The sequence below is a fragment of the Paenibacillus sp. FSL R7-0333 genome (genome assembly GCF_038000365.1).
In the GTDB taxonomy this organism is placed as follows: domain Bacteria; phylum Bacillota; class Bacilli; order Paenibacillales; family Paenibacillaceae; genus Paenibacillus_AQ; species Paenibacillus_AQ silagei.
This window is the reverse complement of record NZ_JBBOBZ010000001.1, coordinates 1,760,267-1,780,130: the sequence shown is the minus strand read 5'-3', so window position 1 is coordinate 1,780,130 and position 19,864 is coordinate 1,760,267. Positions and strand designations below refer to the sequence as shown.

6 protein-coding genes and 1 riboswitch are annotated in these 19,864 nt (G+C 42.9%); all 6 genes read right to left on the bottom strand.

The features are described from left to right. Window positions 1-101: 101 nt before the first annotated feature. Complete coding sequence (locus tag MKY86_RS07265) at window positions 102-638, bottom strand: hypothetical protein (RefSeq protein ID WP_076083677.1); 537 nt, start codon at window positions 636-638, stop codon at window positions 102-104. Beyond that, the gene (locus MKY86_RS07260; protein ID WP_143803859.1) at window positions 635-10,429 is read right to left on the bottom strand and encodes an RHS repeat-associated core domain-containing protein; all 9,795 of its coding nucleotides are present in this window, start codon (window positions 10,427-10,429) and stop codon (window positions 635-637) included. The genes MKY86_RS07265 and MKY86_RS07260 overlap by 4 nt, the downstream gene beginning before the upstream one ends. A 26-nt stretch (window positions 10,430-10,455) precedes the next feature. Next, a complete protein-coding gene (locus MKY86_RS07255) occupies window positions 10,456-11,250 on the bottom strand; it encodes a hypothetical protein (RefSeq protein ID WP_076083671.1) in 795 nt (264 codons plus the stop codon). Between the two features lie 14 nt (window positions 11,251-11,264). Next, a complete protein-coding gene (locus MKY86_RS07250) occupies window positions 11,265-12,203 on the bottom strand; it encodes a hypothetical protein (RefSeq protein WP_076083668.1) in 939 nt (312 codons plus the stop codon). A gap of 21 nt (window positions 12,204-12,224) precedes the next feature. Further along, window positions 12,225-15,548 carry a fibronectin type III domain-containing protein gene (locus MKY86_RS07245; RefSeq protein ID WP_076083665.1) on the bottom strand — a complete coding sequence of 1,108 codons (3,324 nt, stop codon included), beginning with the start codon at window positions 15,546-15,548 and terminating at the stop codon, window positions 12,225-12,227. A gap of 27 nt (window positions 15,549-15,575) precedes the next feature. Next, window positions 15,576-19,772 (bottom strand): fibronectin type III domain-containing protein, encoded by a 4,197-nt coding sequence (locus tag MKY86_RS07240; protein ID WP_340826672.1) that lies wholly within the window; start codon window positions 19,770-19,772, stop codon window positions 15,576-15,578. Then, window positions 19,753-19,854: riboswitch (cyclic di-GMP riboswitch) on the bottom strand. (Overlaps the previous gene by 20 nt.) Between the last annotated feature and the right edge of the window lie 10 nt (window positions 19,855-19,864).

Here is a 19,864-nt window from a genome sequence, read left to right as displayed (position 1 = left end):
AAACTAATTATCTTTGTATAGGGTAAAAAAACAGGTTGATCATGGTCTCAAACCATAATCAACCTGTCCTAAGCAAGCATTTATCGCTCTTGTATCAACAGTTACATATTAAAATTTGATAAATCCTGATTCCATCCATATTTTTTTGTGTTCAGCACATATTCTCTAGTTGGTATAAAATCACTACTGTTTAATTCTACAGATATGTCTGATCTAGTAACAACTGACAAATCACACCTACCGAAGGGCCATGCGAGTGTAGCTTCAATTTCATACTTGTAGCCATCCTCAAATTCATTTAAATCCCCCCATGTTTTGCCGATTTCCATTATGCTGTTATCTGGCCATTTTATGAAATCATGCGGGAATTTTTTATCATATAATACAGCTTCCATATTTGCACTAGTTACATTATAAAAATGGAGATTACTATAGCCTGCAACATAAACATCGTCGTTAAAAGGTCTACTATGTTCAGTTAATCCATACGCTTCTAAACCAAATACACTAAGGGGAAGAGTTATTCCCCAAACACTTAATTTCAAATATTCAAATGACATGGTTGAATAATCAATAATTATGGTGGACTCTATCAAATCAACCAACTCAAATCTTTCTCTTGTAATATCTAATTTCAATTTGATTTCAACCTCCTTAAAATGACTTCCATTTGCTTATCCAATGCCTTAGGACTAAAAACGTTACCGTCAGTTGTTTTCTGAGTTCCAAACATCAAGTCATCTGAAACCTTTCCTTTACTCACTAATTCAAATCCGTATTTAGAAAGTTCATCAGCACTCATCTTGTATATTTTATTGAAGTATGGATTCTTTTCTCCTCCTGATATTTTCAATACACCACCTGGTGCCATCACTCGTGGAATATCACCTTCAAGTGGAGAATAACCATGAGGATTTTGCACAATTACCTCTAATTGTGATCCGGTTTTTATTCCGACTAATTTATTGGCGTCCATTACTTCAATACCCTCAGCTCGTGGATTAATATCTCCATTTCTGTATCCTTGTCGAGGATTATCCCCTGCACCAATATTTAACCTGTTGCTCTCATTAAGTTTAGGCTTACCTCCAGTCCCCTTAACCTCACCCTCAATAATTCCCGCCAATTTAGACTTACTAGGGCTTTTAGTTACACTTACTTTGCTCTCACCTTGTGCCATTTTCTTTAAACTGAAACCACTGCCTGCGAGGTTTAATGTAACGGTAGCATAGGCTTCCGCCAATCTTGGATCGGTGACCTCCTCCTTATACATTCTAAGTGCTTCACCCACAGATATCCCTTTTTCAGCCATATCATAAGTTAAATTTAGCATAGTTGCTGTTTGCTTGGGATCTTTTGCTTCTAGTTTGGCAGCTTTAAGAATCTCAGGAGTCACTTTCCCTTGGTTTAGCTTCACTGCATCAATAAAATATAAGGATTTTTCCAGACTTCCCATATAGGAGGCTGTATTCGCTATAAACTTCAGTTCGTTCGCTGTAACCTTATACGACATCGCAAGTGAAGCAGTCGCACTCTCCGTAGTCTTCTTTGTTGAATTGAACGTCTGGGTTGAAGATTTTACTGTAACTGTCAGATTTGTGCGTCCAATAGTTACAGTGTTGACCATGGAATAGTTGATTGTACTTGCTCCGCCAGAGAATGAATCCCCAACTGTTGTACGAGCAGAATTAGTGGCACTTATCCCAACGCTTTGTAAGGCTTGTCTCCATTCCTTTTCAGTTGCATAGCCTTTTGATGTCCCTCGCACCACAATATCAGTAATTTTGCCTGCCTGGAATTGCAATGGAGTGATTACGGAAGTATCCTTTGCCCCTGCTGTTGTTCTAACTGTTGTGGCTTGAGCGGAGATGGCCTTCTTCTCGGCGTCCGTCACAGCCTTATAATAAGCATTGGTTAACGCAATAATCTTCGCTTGCGCCTCAACATTTAACTTCTCATCACCCGCTGCCCAGTGGCCCGTTGGGTCCAGGAACAGGATTGGATTATTGTGCGCGTAAGTATACAGGTTCAGGCTTAATGGATTCGTATCTTCGCCCCGATAGCTGTCTTCGGATATGAATCTTGCCGTGTAGGGATCATAATAGCGAGCACGCAGATAGTATAATCCTGATTCTGCATCATAGAATTCTCCCGCATATTGAATAGATTCTGCATAGACTTCTATCGTTAATGTGCGGTTACCAAAGACATCATAATCATATTGGTTCTGTACTTCTCCACTAGCTGTTACTGTCTGTACAACATCGCCATGGCCATTGTAGAGATAGTAAGTATATTTCTCAGCCTGGTTCATTCTTGCAATATAATTGATCCCCCGGATGTAGCGGGTACTTAGCTTGCCGCTGCTATCCAGCTCCAGGATGACATGCTGCCGATCATACACATAATTGGTCTCTTTGGCGATATCCGGTGTTTTTGCACTCCGTACCGTTTTTTGAGTTCGGAGACCATCTCCATTATACGTGAACTCAATTTCAGATCGATCACCGGATTTTACGGTTACTGCTTTCTTCAATCGGTTGAAGCCATCGTAAGTTCGCGTCACCTTTTCGATGAACCGGTTATTTTCCTGTAGTTCACCCGCACCGTATGTTTCTCCCCCGGTTGACTGGTGCAGATCCGCAGAGTGCGGTTGAATATAACTGGTCCGCTGGCTGATCTCATTGCCCCTTGCATCATACAGATAATCCACGGTTTTGAGCAGAATCTCTTTGCCGTCTGCCCCATGCATCCGCTCTTCCAGCTTCATTAATTGATTACTGGAAGAGTATAAGTACTCTGCCTTCTTCAATTTATATTCGATAGCTTGTTGAGTTTTCGAACTTTTAAAGCTGTTTGGCTGCATAGAAGTATAGGTCTCAAGCATAGACTTACGGTTACCCGCTCCATCATAAGCATAGACGGTCGTCTTCCCTGGAGCTTCAATCTGCTTAATACGGCCAGCCTGATCGTATTTGTATGTGGTTGTACCGTAGCTATCAGACTTCGTCTCTTGTCTCCCGGCAGCATCGTAGGTATAAAGGTAACGGGATACTTCAGAACCGTCCTTACGCTTATTGATTAAGTTAAGGATGCGGTTGTTCCGGTCATAGCTATATACTTCACTAACGCCATCTTCATACTTAACTGCTGTCCGGTTACCATTCGAATCATAAGTGTAGACCGTGGTATGACCATCATAGGTTACCTGGTCCATCCTGCTTGATTTGTCATAATGATATGCTGTTACATACCCTAGAGCATCGGTTATCTTAGCAAGATTACCAATATCATCATAAGAATAACCAATTTGTTTCTTACCATCCTTGGACAATTCTAATAACAGATTCTCAGAGTCATAAGTATAACTAGACGTCCCACTCTCATCAGTCATGAGAACACGATTACCTGATTCATCGTATCCATAGAGAACCTTATCACCAGTCTGTACAACCTTCGTTTCAATTAACTGATTAAAGTTATCGTAAGTATACGTAGTATCATGCATCATCTGGTCAGTCATCTGTACTTTGTTAAGTCCAAGATCATATTGATAACTAATCGTTTGATTGGAGGCATCCGTAATAGCCTGCTGAACTCCAAAGGAGCCATAACGGTATTGGGTCAGTTTCCCCCGCCCATCTTTCATGAACAGCTTATTTCCTATACTGTCATAGCCATAAGTAACTTCAACCTGTTCTCCGTCAATGACCTTGCTTAGACGTCCGGCATTATCATACTCATATTGAATGAAGTTGCCTAATGCATCTGTTTGACTGACCATATCTCCATAGATATTGTATTGATATTTCGTAGTGAACTTGGAAGTTCCATTAAGAACTGCAAGCTCAGGATCAATGAATGCTACAAGCCGGTTAGCCAGATCATATTGATAGATACTTCCGTATTGGGCACTATCTGTACTGCCTGCTGCATACCCTTTGGCATCGATTTTTTTGGTAATATTACTGTTGGCATCGTAGATATTTTTGGAGATCACTGTACCATCAGGGTCTTTGGTTAAAATTAGACGATTCAGCTTGTCATAAGTGTAGGAAATAGTATGGCCCTTTGCATTCTCTTCCTGTATTTTATTTCCTGACAGATCGTATCCCGATGTAAATTCTTTACCTTTTGTATTTGTAGTGACTGTTAAACGGTTAATTGCATCATATTGATAACGGGTTACTCCGCCCCGTTCATCCCTGCTTGTAATTTTATTTCCTGCTTCATCATATTCATACTGCTTATATACCGCAGTGTCACCCTTATACCGAATGAACTTCTCAGGACGGTTCAAGATATCATAAGTATAGTAGGAGGTGTATAGTTTTCTGTTAGCAGTATCCATATCCAGATAACCATAAGCACGCGGACTGATCTCCTGAACTTTGTTGCCTAATATATCATAGACATAACCAGTGGTCTGACGAATTTTCCCAGGCATATCTGTAGATCTTAGGGCAGTTCCATTAGTCAGGCTGGAGGCATCACCTACACTTTCTTCATCCAGCCAGTTTGTTTTTTGAGTCAATCTATTTTCCGAATCAAATTCAAAATCTTGCACATCCGTATGACCTTCTGATCTCAGGCTTTCCTGCCAGATCATATTCCCGTTCTTGTCATATTTTCTTGATGTATACGCTCCACTGTTGTCCGCAGTGTTTCTAACAAGATTGTTGTCATAGTAGCTGTAGGTTGTTTCACGTTTAGGAGAACCATCCTTTGATCCAGTAATTGTCTTACTAAGCAGATTCCCTAGTGAATCATAGCTATATTGTTCAGATAAATACACAATGTTTTTGCTACTATCCATCTCTAAGGGGATTTTCTTCACTGTAAGCCGGTCAAGGGCATCAAAACTGAATAATGACAGACTCCCCCGTTTGTCTTTTTCAGAAACCAGATTTCCGTTAAGGTCGTACTTTTTTTCAATCGAATATCCGTAAGGATCTTTTATGGTTTTCTCTTTGCCAAAAGCGTTGTAACTGTAAGCTGTTGTTGCTCCTAGCGGATTGGTTTCCGAGATCTTTCTGCCCAGTTTGTCATATTCATATTTCACCACTCCTCCATCTGGATTGGTAACTTGAGCAACGGTGCCGTCTGGATTGACTTTATAAAGCGTGGAGTTTCCTCTAGCATCAGTTTGTTTCACCAAATGATCCAGCACATTATATTCATATTGCTTGGACACGCTCAGGGCATTGATCTCTTTTACCATTCTTCCTAAACCATCATAGGCATATGTTGTCCCTTTGGAGGACTTCATGTCTCCCTTATACCTTAAGCCGTCAACAAACTTGGCAACCTGGCCATTCAGATTGTACTGGATGTATTCCAGTCCGGCCCCTTCAGGAGAAATCTTTGAGATCCGGCGGTTCATCGTATCATAGGTATACGAGTAACCTTTCATTTGAGACAACTGGCCGTTCTTATCCTTTTCGGAGGAGTATTGATTAGGTGATATTTCTTTAGTCAGATTTCCAGCCAAATCATATACATATCTTGTAATTGCTTTATCTCCGTCACTTGATGGTGCAATCTTTCGCAGCAAGCGTTTCAGTGCATCATACTCGTAAAGAGTAGCGACTCCTTTGGGGTTTGTCTCAGCAATCAAATTACCATTACTGTCATATTGATATTTTGATATTCCCTCCAGAGCATCTGTTTTCTTAACCATGAGCTTATCATAGTCATATTCGTATAGAGTCTTATTGCCTCTGGGATCATTCTTACTCTTCATTTGATCATTTTTGTAGTAGGAATAACTCGTAACCGCATCTAGACGGTCCACATACTCATTGTCGAATTCTGCGCCAGCCAGATATTCAGAGCTTACATCAGCAGTCTTTATCAGCAATGTTGACTTGATTAGTCTTCCTCTGGAATCATAACTGAATCTTGTAATATCGTAGTTACCATCACTTACTTTCTGGTAGCTAGCCACTACATTACCGGAGCGGTCATAATCATTTTTACTCTCTCTGCCGAATGGTCCCTTTACTGCGATTAACCGCCCTGCTTTATCGAAGATTTGCTCTGTTCGATTATTAGCGCTGGTATCGTTCACAGCACCACTCGAAGTATTCACCTTGTTCAGGAAACTTTCTTTGACCAGAAGATTAGAAGCCTCATCATAATCCATTCGGGTTAGCCGGTAGTTGGTATTCGTTTCATGTTTATTGATGAAGCTTTTCTCAGCAATCTGGTTTCCTGCCAGGTCATAGCTGTAATATGAGGAGTTGCCTTCTTTATCTACATGTTCTAAGAGCTCTCCTTTAGCCGAATACTTGAACATTTCTGTTGTAGCATCAGGATATTCGATCAAATACGGCTTGCCAAAAATATTATTATACGTTTTAGTTACATGCCCTAACTGGTCGGTACTGCTAACTTCCCATTTGCCGGTTAAGTCATACGCCATTTTAACCGTTGACCCGTCTGGATAGGTTAATTGTTGTAATCTTCCGCTCAGGTCGTAATTGAAGAGAGTTGTGTCTCCTGAACCAGTCGTTTCAACCAACACATTGCCTGAGCCGTCGTAGCTAAGACTTTTGGTGAATTTGCTTGTACCCTGTTGCTGATTTAGGTAAGCTGTTTGTGCGGATATTACCAGAACCGGCTTATCCAGCACATTATAACGATATTCTGTTCCTATAGACTTACCAGAATTCTCAGTATTGTATCCTTCACCATCAGCTTGTTTAATGAGATTGCCTCTACCATCGTACTCCTTGTAATCAACTACCTCTCTTGTTATCCCATCGTATGCAGTGGTTTTCACCAGACGGTTGAGTGCATCATATTCCTTCTCCATTCCCGGAGCTTCTTCCACAGATTGGTTATAGAATCTGGCATCCACCATCTTCACAACATTACCTGCCGGATCATATTGATAGCGGACAGTATTGCCAAGCGGATCTGTTACACTTGTTTTTAGAGCCATACCGTCATAGGTGTAAGAAGTGGTACGTTCGGTTCCAGAAATAATAGAAGTTTCAGCAACCAAATTACCGACCTTATCATACTCATAACGTTTCTGTCTTGCTCCCTTAGCATTAAAAGGAGACTTAGTCGTAGCAATTAAACTTCTATAGGTGTAGGTATTCTCTTCAGTATCGTAGCCTGTACCATTAAATATTTGTTTCTTTAATAGGTTGCCTGCAAGGTCATAAGTATTCTTAGTTTCAAATTGTCCCCTTTCAACTATCGTGCCATCCCCTGCCTTCTCTTTGGAGACGCCAGATTCAAGTACAGGCCGTCCGGCAAAATCATACTGGAAATTACGGATTATCAGCCGATTGCCTGCAGAATCACCGTATTCAACTATTTTTATTTTGTTTCCGTTCGCATCATAATCGTAATGAATGTGCGATGAAGAAGACTCCGATAACTTAGAGTATTCATCAGAGATTCTGTTTAGGGAATCATAGACGTATGAAATATTAGATGATTCCTGGTCAACACCCTTGAGGAAAGTACCCGCTGTTGTTTTGATAACATTATTTACAGCGTCGTACTCATTTCTGGTGTAATAATAATCTGCAGAGCCTGATTGCAATAATTTCTTAGCTGTATTTCTGCCCAGATTATCATAGGTCCACTCGGTGACTTTGCCTCCGGGAGCCTTCTCTCTAACCATCTGTCCAAGAATGTTGTATTCATATTCTGTGGTATTGCCCATAGCGTCCGTTTGGCTTATCTTCCTGCCTTGTGAGTCATAGGTATACCGGGTGATATTTTGCTTCTGATCTGTTTCGCTCAATAAGTTACCCACATAATCAAATGAAGCAGTTAAGGTATAGAACTTTTGGCGATTTGGAGTGATTTCACGTTTCACCATCTGGCCCAGAGAGTCATAATAAGATCGCTTATCGTACCCCTCTTCATCTGTAACTGTCAGCATTAAAGGCATCAAGGGATCATTGTTATTTTGATAACTTAAGGTAAGCTTGCCCTTAAGCATCTGGTCATTAGCGTAATAAGCCTTCTCTACAACCCTCTGATTAGAGTCATAGCTGAACCGTGCACTATGCCCGTTGGCATCAATCTCTTTAATTAAATTCCCAAAGGAGTCATATTGCTTGACTGCTGTTGTTTGCCACTCATTATCTTTCCAAACTTTGGAGTTCAGCAAATTCCCCTCAATATCATACTCATTCAGATACTTGTAACTCCCCGCATCCGTGTACTGTATCTTGAAGTTGGCATACGGGCTTTCCTGATATTCGTACTGCATTGCCTTATTATCCGGCCTGATGTTCTTGAGTACACGGCCTACTGCATCGTATTGATACGATGTCTTGTTGCCATTCGCATCGATCTCGCTGACGATATTGCCGGTCTGCATATCATAGGCGTAGGTTTTGGCATAAGTCTTGCCATCCGCCTGCTGATATTGCTTGGTCAGGTAAGCCCCTTTGGTATTGGTGCCATTGGCGTCGATACCATACTCATAGTGAGTAGTGAAATCTTGTGAACTATCATGTGCCGTTTTGCGGATTAGATTGCCATAGGAATCATAAGCATAATCTGTGATTAGCCAGGGATTCGCTGGATCATTCGTGGCTTTGCTCTCTTTGATTACATTGCCTTTACTATCCAGCTCATAGTTGGTCTGAGCCGTTGTATTCGGGTCAAGCTTCCAGGTCTTCTGGGTCAGAACATGGAACTTATTAATATCATAGGTATAAAGTTCGGTATGTTCATTGTTCACCGGATATCCCTTGCTGTCACGCTCTGCAATGGGTCCGGTATGACTGGTCATATTGCCGTACTCGTCATAACGGTAGTTCTCGATGGAACGAACCAGTTCACCCGTAGCCTGCCCGTTATTCACTTGATAGACAAGGGTCTCCTGTTTCTTGACCAGCTTCAGCTCATCATGCTCACTGGTCATGGTCTCTTTATGATTTTTGCCCAGCTTCTCGGTGAGAATCATTTCCTGATTACCGTTGTATGTATATTTGACAGTGCTACCGTTAACATCGGTGATCGTTGTGTAATAACGGTATGTATCTTTAAGATAGGTCTTATCATCCTGCTTATAGTCTGCCGTGCCGTACCCGTCAGCTTCATTGGTATAGGTGTAAGTCTTCTTGTTATAGGTATCGGTTACGAATTTATCCAGAAAGTTTGGTTTGGCAGGATTGAACCCTTTCTTGATCAGATCATTACTCTCAAAAATCTTTCTGTACTGCATACTGCCTTCATTCAGCCGTTTGGTGTAGGTGTTATACACATAGCTCTTCGCCTTATTGCTCTTCACTTCATCTACAAGTACAAGATTCTCGTAACGGGAATAGGCGGAATATTTATCTTTATTGAAGTAGGTGAAGCCCAGATCAGGCTGCTCATACCAGAACATGAATTTCGGTTTCGCATCCGTGTCATATACCCTTTGCAGCCGGGTTCGTATAACATGCTTGGAATCATTAACGAGCGCCGCTGACTTGTCATACACAATACTTTTATCACCCGGAAGATGAACAATCACTTGGAACTTACCCTTTAGATCTCCGGAATCCGTATTATTGGGGCTTTGCGATGCATTAAAATAGTTGTTTGCATTTACAGGAGAATCAATGCTGATCGGGCCTACTGAGTAATTGAAATCCTCTTTGTATTCAATCGTTGTATCACGGCCCACTGAATCCGTAATTTTGGAGATCAGCTTCTTGTTAATGGAATGACCATCCATATAATAATTCAATGACTCATACTGAAAATTAATAGTGTTGCCATACCGGTCCACGATGCCCAAGATCCGGCCGTCTTCGGCGAAATAGGTATTCTTTCCATCCTTGCCTGTCATCTTGTACTTGGAGGTTCCGTCTGCTTGTCCATTTTGATAAGTGACAGCTTCACGGACTACCACATCTTTCACAGTCTGACCCTCCGGCAAAAATACATAGGCTCCATCTTGATTAGCAGGCTTAAGGCGATATACATCACCGCTGTCTGTATGCAAAAACTTATGGCTGGAGCCGTCCGAATTCACCTTCACTTCAATATTCGGGAAGGAGAAGCGCATCCCCATGCCGAGGTTATATCTATCCTCATAGAAGGAGGAGGTTTTGGCATAAGAGAAGGCTCTGTCTACCCAGGCTCCGTCTACATAATTCACTTCCATCTCTTGCACATTCGCTGTTTCATTCTTATAAATTCGTTTGAATTCAAGATCCAATCCGTTCTTGCCAGGCAGAACATAGTCCGTCTGAGTGATGGTTAGTGAACCACTCTGAGGGCTAATTTCGTCAACCGTTTCATTGGTTCTTAAATATGCCGGTGAGAGCATAGTGTTATACTTTTGTTTCGGCCCTACCAGATTGTTAAGTTGATCCTGTAAGGTCTCAGCACTTGCTGCCGGTAAGAAAAACATCATCAAGATAAAAGAAGCCAATGATATTCGGATACATGCTTTCTTCACAAAGCTACCCCCGTCTGCCTTTTTAATTATTCTCCGTACTTTTCCGTATAACTTTGGGCCATGATTATTTCATCTGCAATTCCTTGCGCGACTTTGGTAACTACAACTTTGGCAGACTCTCCAAGCTTCTGTGCCAATACAAAAGCATGTGTAACCTGCTGATCGGAAAGCTTGCTGTCCCCAGTATACTTACGAACTTCTTCCTCTGTTATCCGAACTCTTGGAAACGGATTTCCGCTGTACAATACCTTTTCCTGTTCAAAAACACTGTTCCATTTACCACTTTTCAGCTTCGCATTCAGTAAATCTCCAAACAGCTTGCCGGTTACGAAAGATAGTCTGTCAGCAATCATAATATCGTCTGAAGTCGCTCCTTGCACCTGCATTAGAAGTTCAAGCTCTTCTGATTCGAAGGATCTGGGGATAAAATCTTTATGTGTCTCACGGTATTGTGTGAAAAGCGCCTCCCAGGTCTTGCCTGTATTTCTGGCCTCCAGCATAGCAGTCCACTCATTCACATTACCGAAATTGTGGTATAAGAAGTCATAAGCGGTCAAAACAGCTGCACGGCTATAACCGCCAGCAACCAGTTGATCAATCTGCTTACGGTATGTCTCTTGAACACTGAATTCTTTCAGGAACTGATCATATGAACTCCGAACTACTTCAGACTGTACAGGTCCAGTATTCGTTTCCGGACTTTCTTCAGTCTCCGCCTTAGGAGTAACGGCCACCTTGGCATAGGCGAATACTCCTGCCTGGAACACCAAAACCAGAATGATGATTAAAGCTGAAGCTTGAATGACCTTGCGTTTGTTCATTCCTCTTAACTCCTCTATTTGTAATTAGGGTTCATCGCCTGAATCTCTTGTCTGACCGATTCACCCGGATTCTCCGGTCTTACATCCTGCACCGTAGGCGGATTAATATCCGGAATCAGTGACTCCTTGTCTTCAGTTACCATATTGCTGGGGTCATAGTCCTTCTCTGCAACTTTAAGATCAGGTGCTTCATTCCCCTGCTGTAATTGCTCTAGCATCCGCTTCTCCAGAGCGTCCAGTGTTACAATCTCACTCTCTTTGAGTGTGATCGTTTGCTGCTCTTTATTTTCCTGATACGTTTTGGGATCAGTGATATAGTCCTTGAGATTCAGCCCAATCTGAAGCGACAATAAATATTCATTCATTACGGCTTCCATGGAACCGAATTCCTGCTGCAAGGTAAGAAGGAGAGTAACAGCCTCTCCCTCATTAAATTGCTCGTTAATCGTTACATACGCAGACTGTAAATCCTCCTCAGCCGAACCGGATGGATCTGGGGATGCTTCCGGCTTCTCCACCATAGACTCTGCACTGCTGACAACTTCTTTTAACTGTTGCATAGTTCTCTCTGTCAGCATTTTAGCTTCCATGATCTCGTCATCCTGGAAGCCCTTCTGACGAAGCTCCTTAAGTAATTCCTCACCTAGACCCGCCTCATGCAGCAGATTTGAACGCCCCTGCTTGTCTTCAGTATTGTTCTCCGGAAGCTGCTGCTTTAAAGTCTCCGTAATTTCATTCCATGAAGAACCTGATTTTTTCATGGCTAGAATTTGTTTTGCTGCAACTCCGCTAAGGTTAGAGAGCTCTGCAGCCGTCTGCTCATCTAGTTGCTGCGAAGACTCTTGTACTGCTGACTCTCGGCTAAGCCTTGGAAAGGTCACAATGGCTGCTTCAGCCAGCAACACCACTATGATTGCTATGGATATATATCTGTATGTTCGCTTACGGATCATTACCATTCTCCTTCAATATCATCAATCTACAGTAATTTTTACGTTACTATCTCCAGTTATTTTTGACTTGAACGTGAGCGTAGTTATCTCTCCAGACCAAGAGGTTCCGGGGACAACATTCTGGTCGATCGAAAACGTGATTTTCCCGGCAGTATAAGTTGCAGTCAAGTTAGAACCGGCAATCCTGCCATTAGAGAGATCACTGGCCGGAGTGAAATCATATAAGTCGATCAATTCAAGCTCATCGGGATTATAGGTCACTACAAACTCCAGTTCACTGAAATCCTGTACATTCTGAGCCAGCAAAGTCAGACTAGCTTCCTTATCCTTCTTCACTTTAAGAACGTAATCCGGACTGGTGGTACTCTTCTGCAGGGAAGGGCTCCATGCAGTCACCCCTGTAGTATTCTTCGCTCTTACCCGGTACGTATGAGCGGTTCCTGAAGCAAGCTCGTTATGCAGATAGGTGATATTGTTGCCGACATCGATCGTCTTCCCGTCTACTTCAAGCTGATAGCCATTAGCCCCCTCCATCTTCTCCCAGCGCAATTCAATCGAATTATTTTGGGCAAAGCCCTCTATCTTGGAAGGGGAGTCAGGCAGGTTAGGGAGAGTAGAGAGCGCCAATACGGCCACCCAGTCTCCACGCTCAGTGCCTTGCTTCACTCTGATTTTATAGAGATGGTACTCTTCTGCTTGCAGACCGGTATGATTGTAAATGGTATCCGCACCGTTATCCAATACTTTGCCATCCACTTCTATTTCATATCGTGCATTCGCTGCAACAGTATCCCACGACAGGGTAATCGACTTGTTTGTCACTACCGCTACTACATTTGTTAAGGATTCTGTGTTTATTCCTGCAGGCATGGTAGCCATGGTTATCGGTTTCGACCATTCACTTGTTCCGCTAATATTAGCGGCTCTGATTCTATACGTATGCTTGGAATCTGCAGCGAGCTGGTCATGCACGAACAGGTTATCCTTTACAGTGATTATAGTTCCGCCATCCACTTCAATATCGTAACTATCCGTATGAGGAACGGTGCGCCACGATGCAGTAATCTGACTCTCATCCGCGGTCGTCATTATGTTCGTGGGCACATCCGGTATTTCCGGATGAGTGGTTACATCCAGAGGAGAGCTCCATTTACTTTTCCCGCCTATATTAACTGCGCGAATTCTATAGGTATGACCGCTAAGTGCATCTAATCCTTCATGGGTATAGCTGGTCAATTGTTTGTTGTCGATAATTAGCCCGTCCACTTCAATCTCGTAGCCGCTGGCCCGTTCCATCTCATCCCACTTCACAGTTACCGTATGAATATCCTGCACTGCTGATATCTTCGTGGGAGTCTCTGGCGGATTAGGCCATGTCTGCTGTACGGCAGGTACGCTCCATTCACTCACTCCTCCTAAGTTACCTGCTCTTACACGATAGGTATGATCCGTTGAAGCTTCCAGATCTTTGTGCGTGAAGGAGTTGAGGGTGCCGTTGTCTGTCACAACTCCATCGGCTTCCACTTCATACCGCGTAGCATGAGGAACTAAATCCCAGGTCAATGAAATGAACTTCTGCGAAGGAACCGTCAATAAATTGACAGGAGAAGCCGGCGGTTCGGGCAGTGTCATCTGAGTAAAAGCCTGACTCCAGCTACTCGTACCTCCTGAATTGATAATTCTAACTCGATAGGTGTGCTGAGTATTCGGTAATAATCCATTGTGAGTATAAGAAGTGGAGGCTCCATTATTGATAATTGCTCCCCCTGCCTCTACCTCATAACCTAATGCACCTGCTGATGGGGACCATGTTAGCTTAATCCATTGCTGTGAAGCTTCCGCAGTAATCCCTTCAGGTGCAGCGGCTAATGTAGTTCCGCTTGCCGGACCTCCGAACGCTGTCTCTAGCCCTTCATTATTCCTTGCCTTCACCTGGAAGGAGTATGAAGTATTTGCTGTTAATCCGTTAATCACCACGGTCTTGCCAGACGGGGTAATCCATACAGGTGAAGAGGTGAGCGTACCGGATGAATTAACATAAGCAGTACCCATCTGAATTAAATATTGGGTTGAAGCGGCATTCTGATCATGAAGCTGCATTACTAGCGAGGTTTCACCATTTTGCTGAAGAGATAGTGATGGAACCTGTGCTCTCGTATAGACATTTTGCTCATGGACTGCGATATTCCCTACTTTATCTCTCGCTTCAATCTTCGTATACAATGCGGTATTGGAGGTTAATCCTGTTGCCGTAAAGCTTGGATTTGTGGTCCAGCCGCTCGACTGACTTCCCACTGTGTAACGATAAGGTACGTTATCCAGCCCAGATACAGCATCTGCCGCTGTTCCCGATACTTGAACCTGTGAATCTGAAGAAATAATATTGATATTTCCAATCACAGGTGGTGATTTATCTACAACGATGGTAACCGAATTCTGGGTGGTGACTTTTCCGTCGCTGGCGGTAAAGCGGATGGTATGGCTGCCTTCGTATAGATTTGAAGTGTTTAATACGTTGAATGAAACAGTTTGGCCTGATGTTGTATTCGTTACTGCTTTAACCTCTCGAGGCTCTGTGTCGGAATCTAAATAGTATTTTATTTCAAGTTGATCCCCATTAGGGTCTGCAACTCTAACTAAGGGTATGAAATTGGAGCTTCCACTTATAAATTGATTGCTTGAATTCAAAATATCAAGGGTAGGCTCACTATTCGGAACAAGATCAATTTCAAAATTTCTTCTTCCATAAAATTCTTTATCTCCCTGCCAATTGTATCCATCACTAAAAGTTTTCGAAAAAAACGCACTCCATAATAGTTTTGTTGGAGGTTCATCTAACTCCATTTGAATTGGATTTATAACACCTGTGCTAGCATCAATAATTGCGTCAATAGTACGATAATTACTACTATGGACAGTTTCATAAGAGGCTTTAACCAGTTCATACGATAAATACCCATAACCGTCTTGGTTAGGATGTTTTAATTGCATCCGTGCAAACATATTAATAAATGTAGAAGTGTTATAATACATGGTGTCGGTATTGAGAGACATTTTTAAATTGTATTGAGCCGGAACTACTCTAAGGGACATTTTTTTTGTCAATTTATTATATTGAATATCAGTTATAACTGTCTCTTGAAAATCTCCGGATAACCACCCATGCGCATCATATGTAATAATTTCAGATTTCTCATACCAAGCAGGAATACGCACATCCGCATAGGAAACAATATCAGTATTTGAAGCCTTGACAACTTCATTCCCTGGAAACAATCCCGAAATAAGGATAATTAACATTAATGCCATGAAAATAGTAATAGATTTTAAGAATATATTTTTCATAGTTTTCCACTCTCACCTCTATAAAATCTACTCTATGGTATAGGTTACTTTAGTAAATTGATTCGTCTTCGCATTGAAAATAATAGTGTTCATCGCAGCCTTATTGCTCATTTGTACGCTGAAGACAATTTTCCCCGGTTCAAACTGGATGATATTCACTGGTGTTCCTGCTATACTGCCAGTCTCAAGCTCCATGTCTGGGGTCTCTGCCCGCAGATCCATGACCTCAAGATCATTGGCATTATACGTGACCGTAACTCTGCGCTCAGACTTGTCACTTTTATAAGGGATGATCATTACAAAATTGAGCTGAGTATCCTTTTCCGGCTTGATTGTTACTGCAGGAGTCGTTGTTTTCTTCAAAATCTCTGACCAGTCGCTCGTCGCTCCTGCATTCTTAGCCCGAACGCGATAAGCGTGCATTGTATTGGGCTCAAGTCCGCTGTGTTTGTATTCCAACTGGTTGGAATTTGAAACGACTTGTCCATCTATCTCCAAATCATAGCTGGACGCGTCATTCACGGAATCCCAGGCAAGCTGAACGGAATTCACCGTCACTTCACCTCTAAGATTCTTAGGCACCTCTGGTGCTGTAACACCAGTAACAATGGTAGTCCATTCACTCCAATCGCTGACGGCCTGAGTGTTCTTGGCCCGTATCCGATAATTGTGCTTAGTGTTAGGCAACAAACCGGTATGCGTGAAAGCCATCTTGCTGCCATTGTCAATAATTGTACCGTCCGCTTCAATTTCGTAGCCGGTAGCACCCTTAACTGAATCCCAGGATAATCGGATTTGATTGCTCTTGGTCTCCGTCTTTACATTTCCCGGAATCCCGAGCACTGTTGAAATCGTCAGAGGTTCGCTCCATTCTCCAAGAAAGCTTCCCTGCTTCGCTCTGACCCGATAATTATGCCAGGAATAGGGTTCCAATTCAGTATGCTTATAGGATAACGATTCTTCATTATTCAGAACCTCGCCATCTACCAGGAGATCATAGCCAGTCGCACTCTCTACCTTGTCCCACGTAAGTTCAATACTTGTATTCTTGGCTAATGCCTTCAGATTAGATGGTTTGCCGAAGGTCGTGGTTGCAGTTACGTATCCGCTCCATTCGGCTGCTCCTGCCGCATTAACAGCTCTTACTCTATATTTGTGCGTGGAGAAGGGTGCCAGCTTCTTGTGGATGTAGAGGTTATCCGAAATGTTGCGAATCGTTGTCCCATCCAGTTCAATATCGTAACTCAGGGCACCTGCAACTATGTCCCACGTTATGGTGATTTCGTTGCTATTCGCTGTAGTCTGAATATTATTAGGAACTCCCGCATGAGTAGAATAAACAATTGTTTGGGTCCAGCTTCCGACTCTGTTCTCATTCTTGGCCCGCACTCTGTAGGTATGCTCTGAATTCAACGGGAGCTGTGAATGAGTGAATTCAAGCTTCATTTCATTATCCAGCACGTCCCCATCTACCTCGATGTCATATCCTGTGGCCCCGGCCACTTTATCCCAGGTCACATGAACTGAGGTTCCTTCGACTTGCGCTATAAGGTTCTGGGGAACTCCAGGCGAAGTGTACACTGTAATGGGATCGCTCCATTCACTGATTCCATCATCATTCTTAGCACGTACACGATAACTGTGCTCGCTGTTAGATTGCAGGTTGTCATGTATATACGAATGATCCATGATGCTATTACTAAGGGTTCCGTCTATCTCCAAATCATACGAGGCAGCCCCTGATACAGCATCCCAGTTCAGATGAACAGACCGCTCGTCTGCTGTTCCCTGCAGCTTGGAGGGGACTCCAACCAGAGTAGTCTTCGTAACCACTTCGCTCCATGCTCCTGCTCCGCTGCTGTTCACCGCCCGGATACGGAATACTTTGGGCATGTTCGGATTCAGATCATTCTCCTGGTAAGTTAGCACCGGTCCTATATTCTTTGTGCTGTTATTAACCTCTATTTCATAACTGGTGGCCCCGGTTACCGGCTCCCATTCAAGAGTAATCGTATGGCTTGTTGCATTCATTTGAATATTCAGTGGTGCAGCCGGTAAGGTCCAATAAGAAGAAGTTATTGACCACTCCCCTTTGATGTCGCCACTGATTGCCCGAATACGATAGAAATGTTCGGTTCCCGGACTAAGCTCCTCCTTGGTAAAATCAGGTTCACTGCCGAGGACGGTAACCTCCTTATCAAATTCCACCTCATATCCGTCCGCATTGAACAGAGAAGGCCAGCCCAGTGTAATGGCTGAGTCTGTTGCACTTGCATTTACTGCAGGTATAGAAAAAGGTCTTAAAGATACAGAGGGCACCACTTCACGAATCTGCTGCCCGCTCTCCCAGAATAAGCTGGCCTGAGGATTCCCTATATCATTAGCGTATTCCATCTTCAGGTCATATTTTTTACCGGCTTCAAGCTGGATCGTGCCTTGCTCCACATGCTGCTTCGCTGTCCAGGCATCGACCAGGAGCTGATCATTCACCCAAAGTCTGACTCCACCTGACGTTTTAACCGAGAAAGTATATTGGTCAGTATAGTTAGGTTGAATCTGCCCAGTCCATCTAACGGAGAAGCGCTGGTCCGCTATTCCCGGCACACCCAGAACAGGTTGGCCAGCCAAAGAAATAGATTCATCTACTTTCACGGCCTTCTTGCCCGTGAAATCATTATTGCTGTAATACTCAGCCTTAAGGCCTGACAGAACATACTTCAATAATGTACGTCCTGCTTGCTCATTCCCCGTGTGAATTACAGGTCTTTGATTCGAGATGACATTACCGCCAACTGCAAATAATCCGCCTGTGTTGATATTCAAATGATTATTTATACTGACATTGTCCCGGACGAATAGATCTCCCTGGGCTACATTAAGTTCTGCCCTTGAGTTATTGGATACCACTTCTCCTACAGACATTTCCTCATCAACATTCATAGTTACCAGAGTATTGATGTTCATGTTGCCCTGTACTAATACCCGTTTCGCCGATAGATCCAGAGAGCCGTTGTTGTAAACCAAAGAACCGGCAAACAGCTCATTATCTACATGAACATTAGAGTTATTATTTAGATGCACGGTTCCCTGTACCCATAGGTCACCAAGATTCACATCCTGCGCAGGGTTGATAACATTAACATTCAACTCCGTATTTGCATTTAATCCTCCATGAAGGATTAACGATCCGTAAACTGTTATATTCAGACTCCGGTTCGTATTGATGCCATCTGCGATTAAGATGACAGGCTGTTCTTCACTTCCGAACGTAACACTCGATTCTAGATTCATCTGCCCAACTGCTATTATTGCAGGCTTGTTGCTGTTTGAGCGGATAGAGCTTTGAATCGTTTCAATATCAGCATTTCTTATTGCCACTGCATTTTTGCTAACCTGCTGTATTTGTTGTCCGATGGATTCTATTTGTTCGCGGATATGCCGGGAGATCTCTCCCTGCAGACCATTTACCCTGATAAACGGCGGAGCGTTATGTATATTGGTCATACTTCCAGACAGAAGAACTTTGTCTCCGGCAACCTTATTGGGTTCAAAAGGCAGGCGGATTTGAGGCGGGATCAAAGTGGGAGTGTATGTATTCACCAATGAAATATCTATGCTATTTAGAGCAGTCTCAATTCCAGTAGCATTGATTTGACTTAAAGTCAGTCTTCCATCTTCAACAGCAACCTTCTTCTTGATCGTTTTATACTGCCCTGCTTCAAGAGACAGTCCCTCCATCAATTTGACATTCTCTACGGCAAGTGAATTGTTGCTGCTGTATACAGAGTCACCTACGGTTACTGAGACTTCATAAGTACCATTGTCTAGCGCAATTTCCCACTTCCCATCCGGATGGATTCGTGTCAGGCTGCTTATGCTGGAGTCGTCGTATGTATCTCTTGAGACGGTTGCATCAGTATGATCTATGTTCCAGCCGTAGGAGTATTGGTTTTTGACGCTAAAAACGGCTCCAGAATCTGCAAGCTCCCCTTCCTGTACGGGAGTTTCAGCGGGCTGAAACCGGATTTTGAGCATACTGTCCTGTGCGGAAATTTTCATCCCTGAGAATTCCATAAAAGGGGCGAGAAATTGAGCCAGAATAATAAAACACAGTACCTTACATATCAAGCTTTTCCTATTTGTCATAAAAGACCTCCGCTCAATTAAAAAATCATTTAAAAAAGGGCGCAAAAAAACCACCGGAAAGAGCGGCCCGGCTGCCATTCACAGAGGGGTGTCCCCCTCCCTGTGATAAGGCCCGTGGCTTTGCGTCCCTGACTTTCGTACAGGTTTGCCTTTTTAGTTCTAATGGTTAA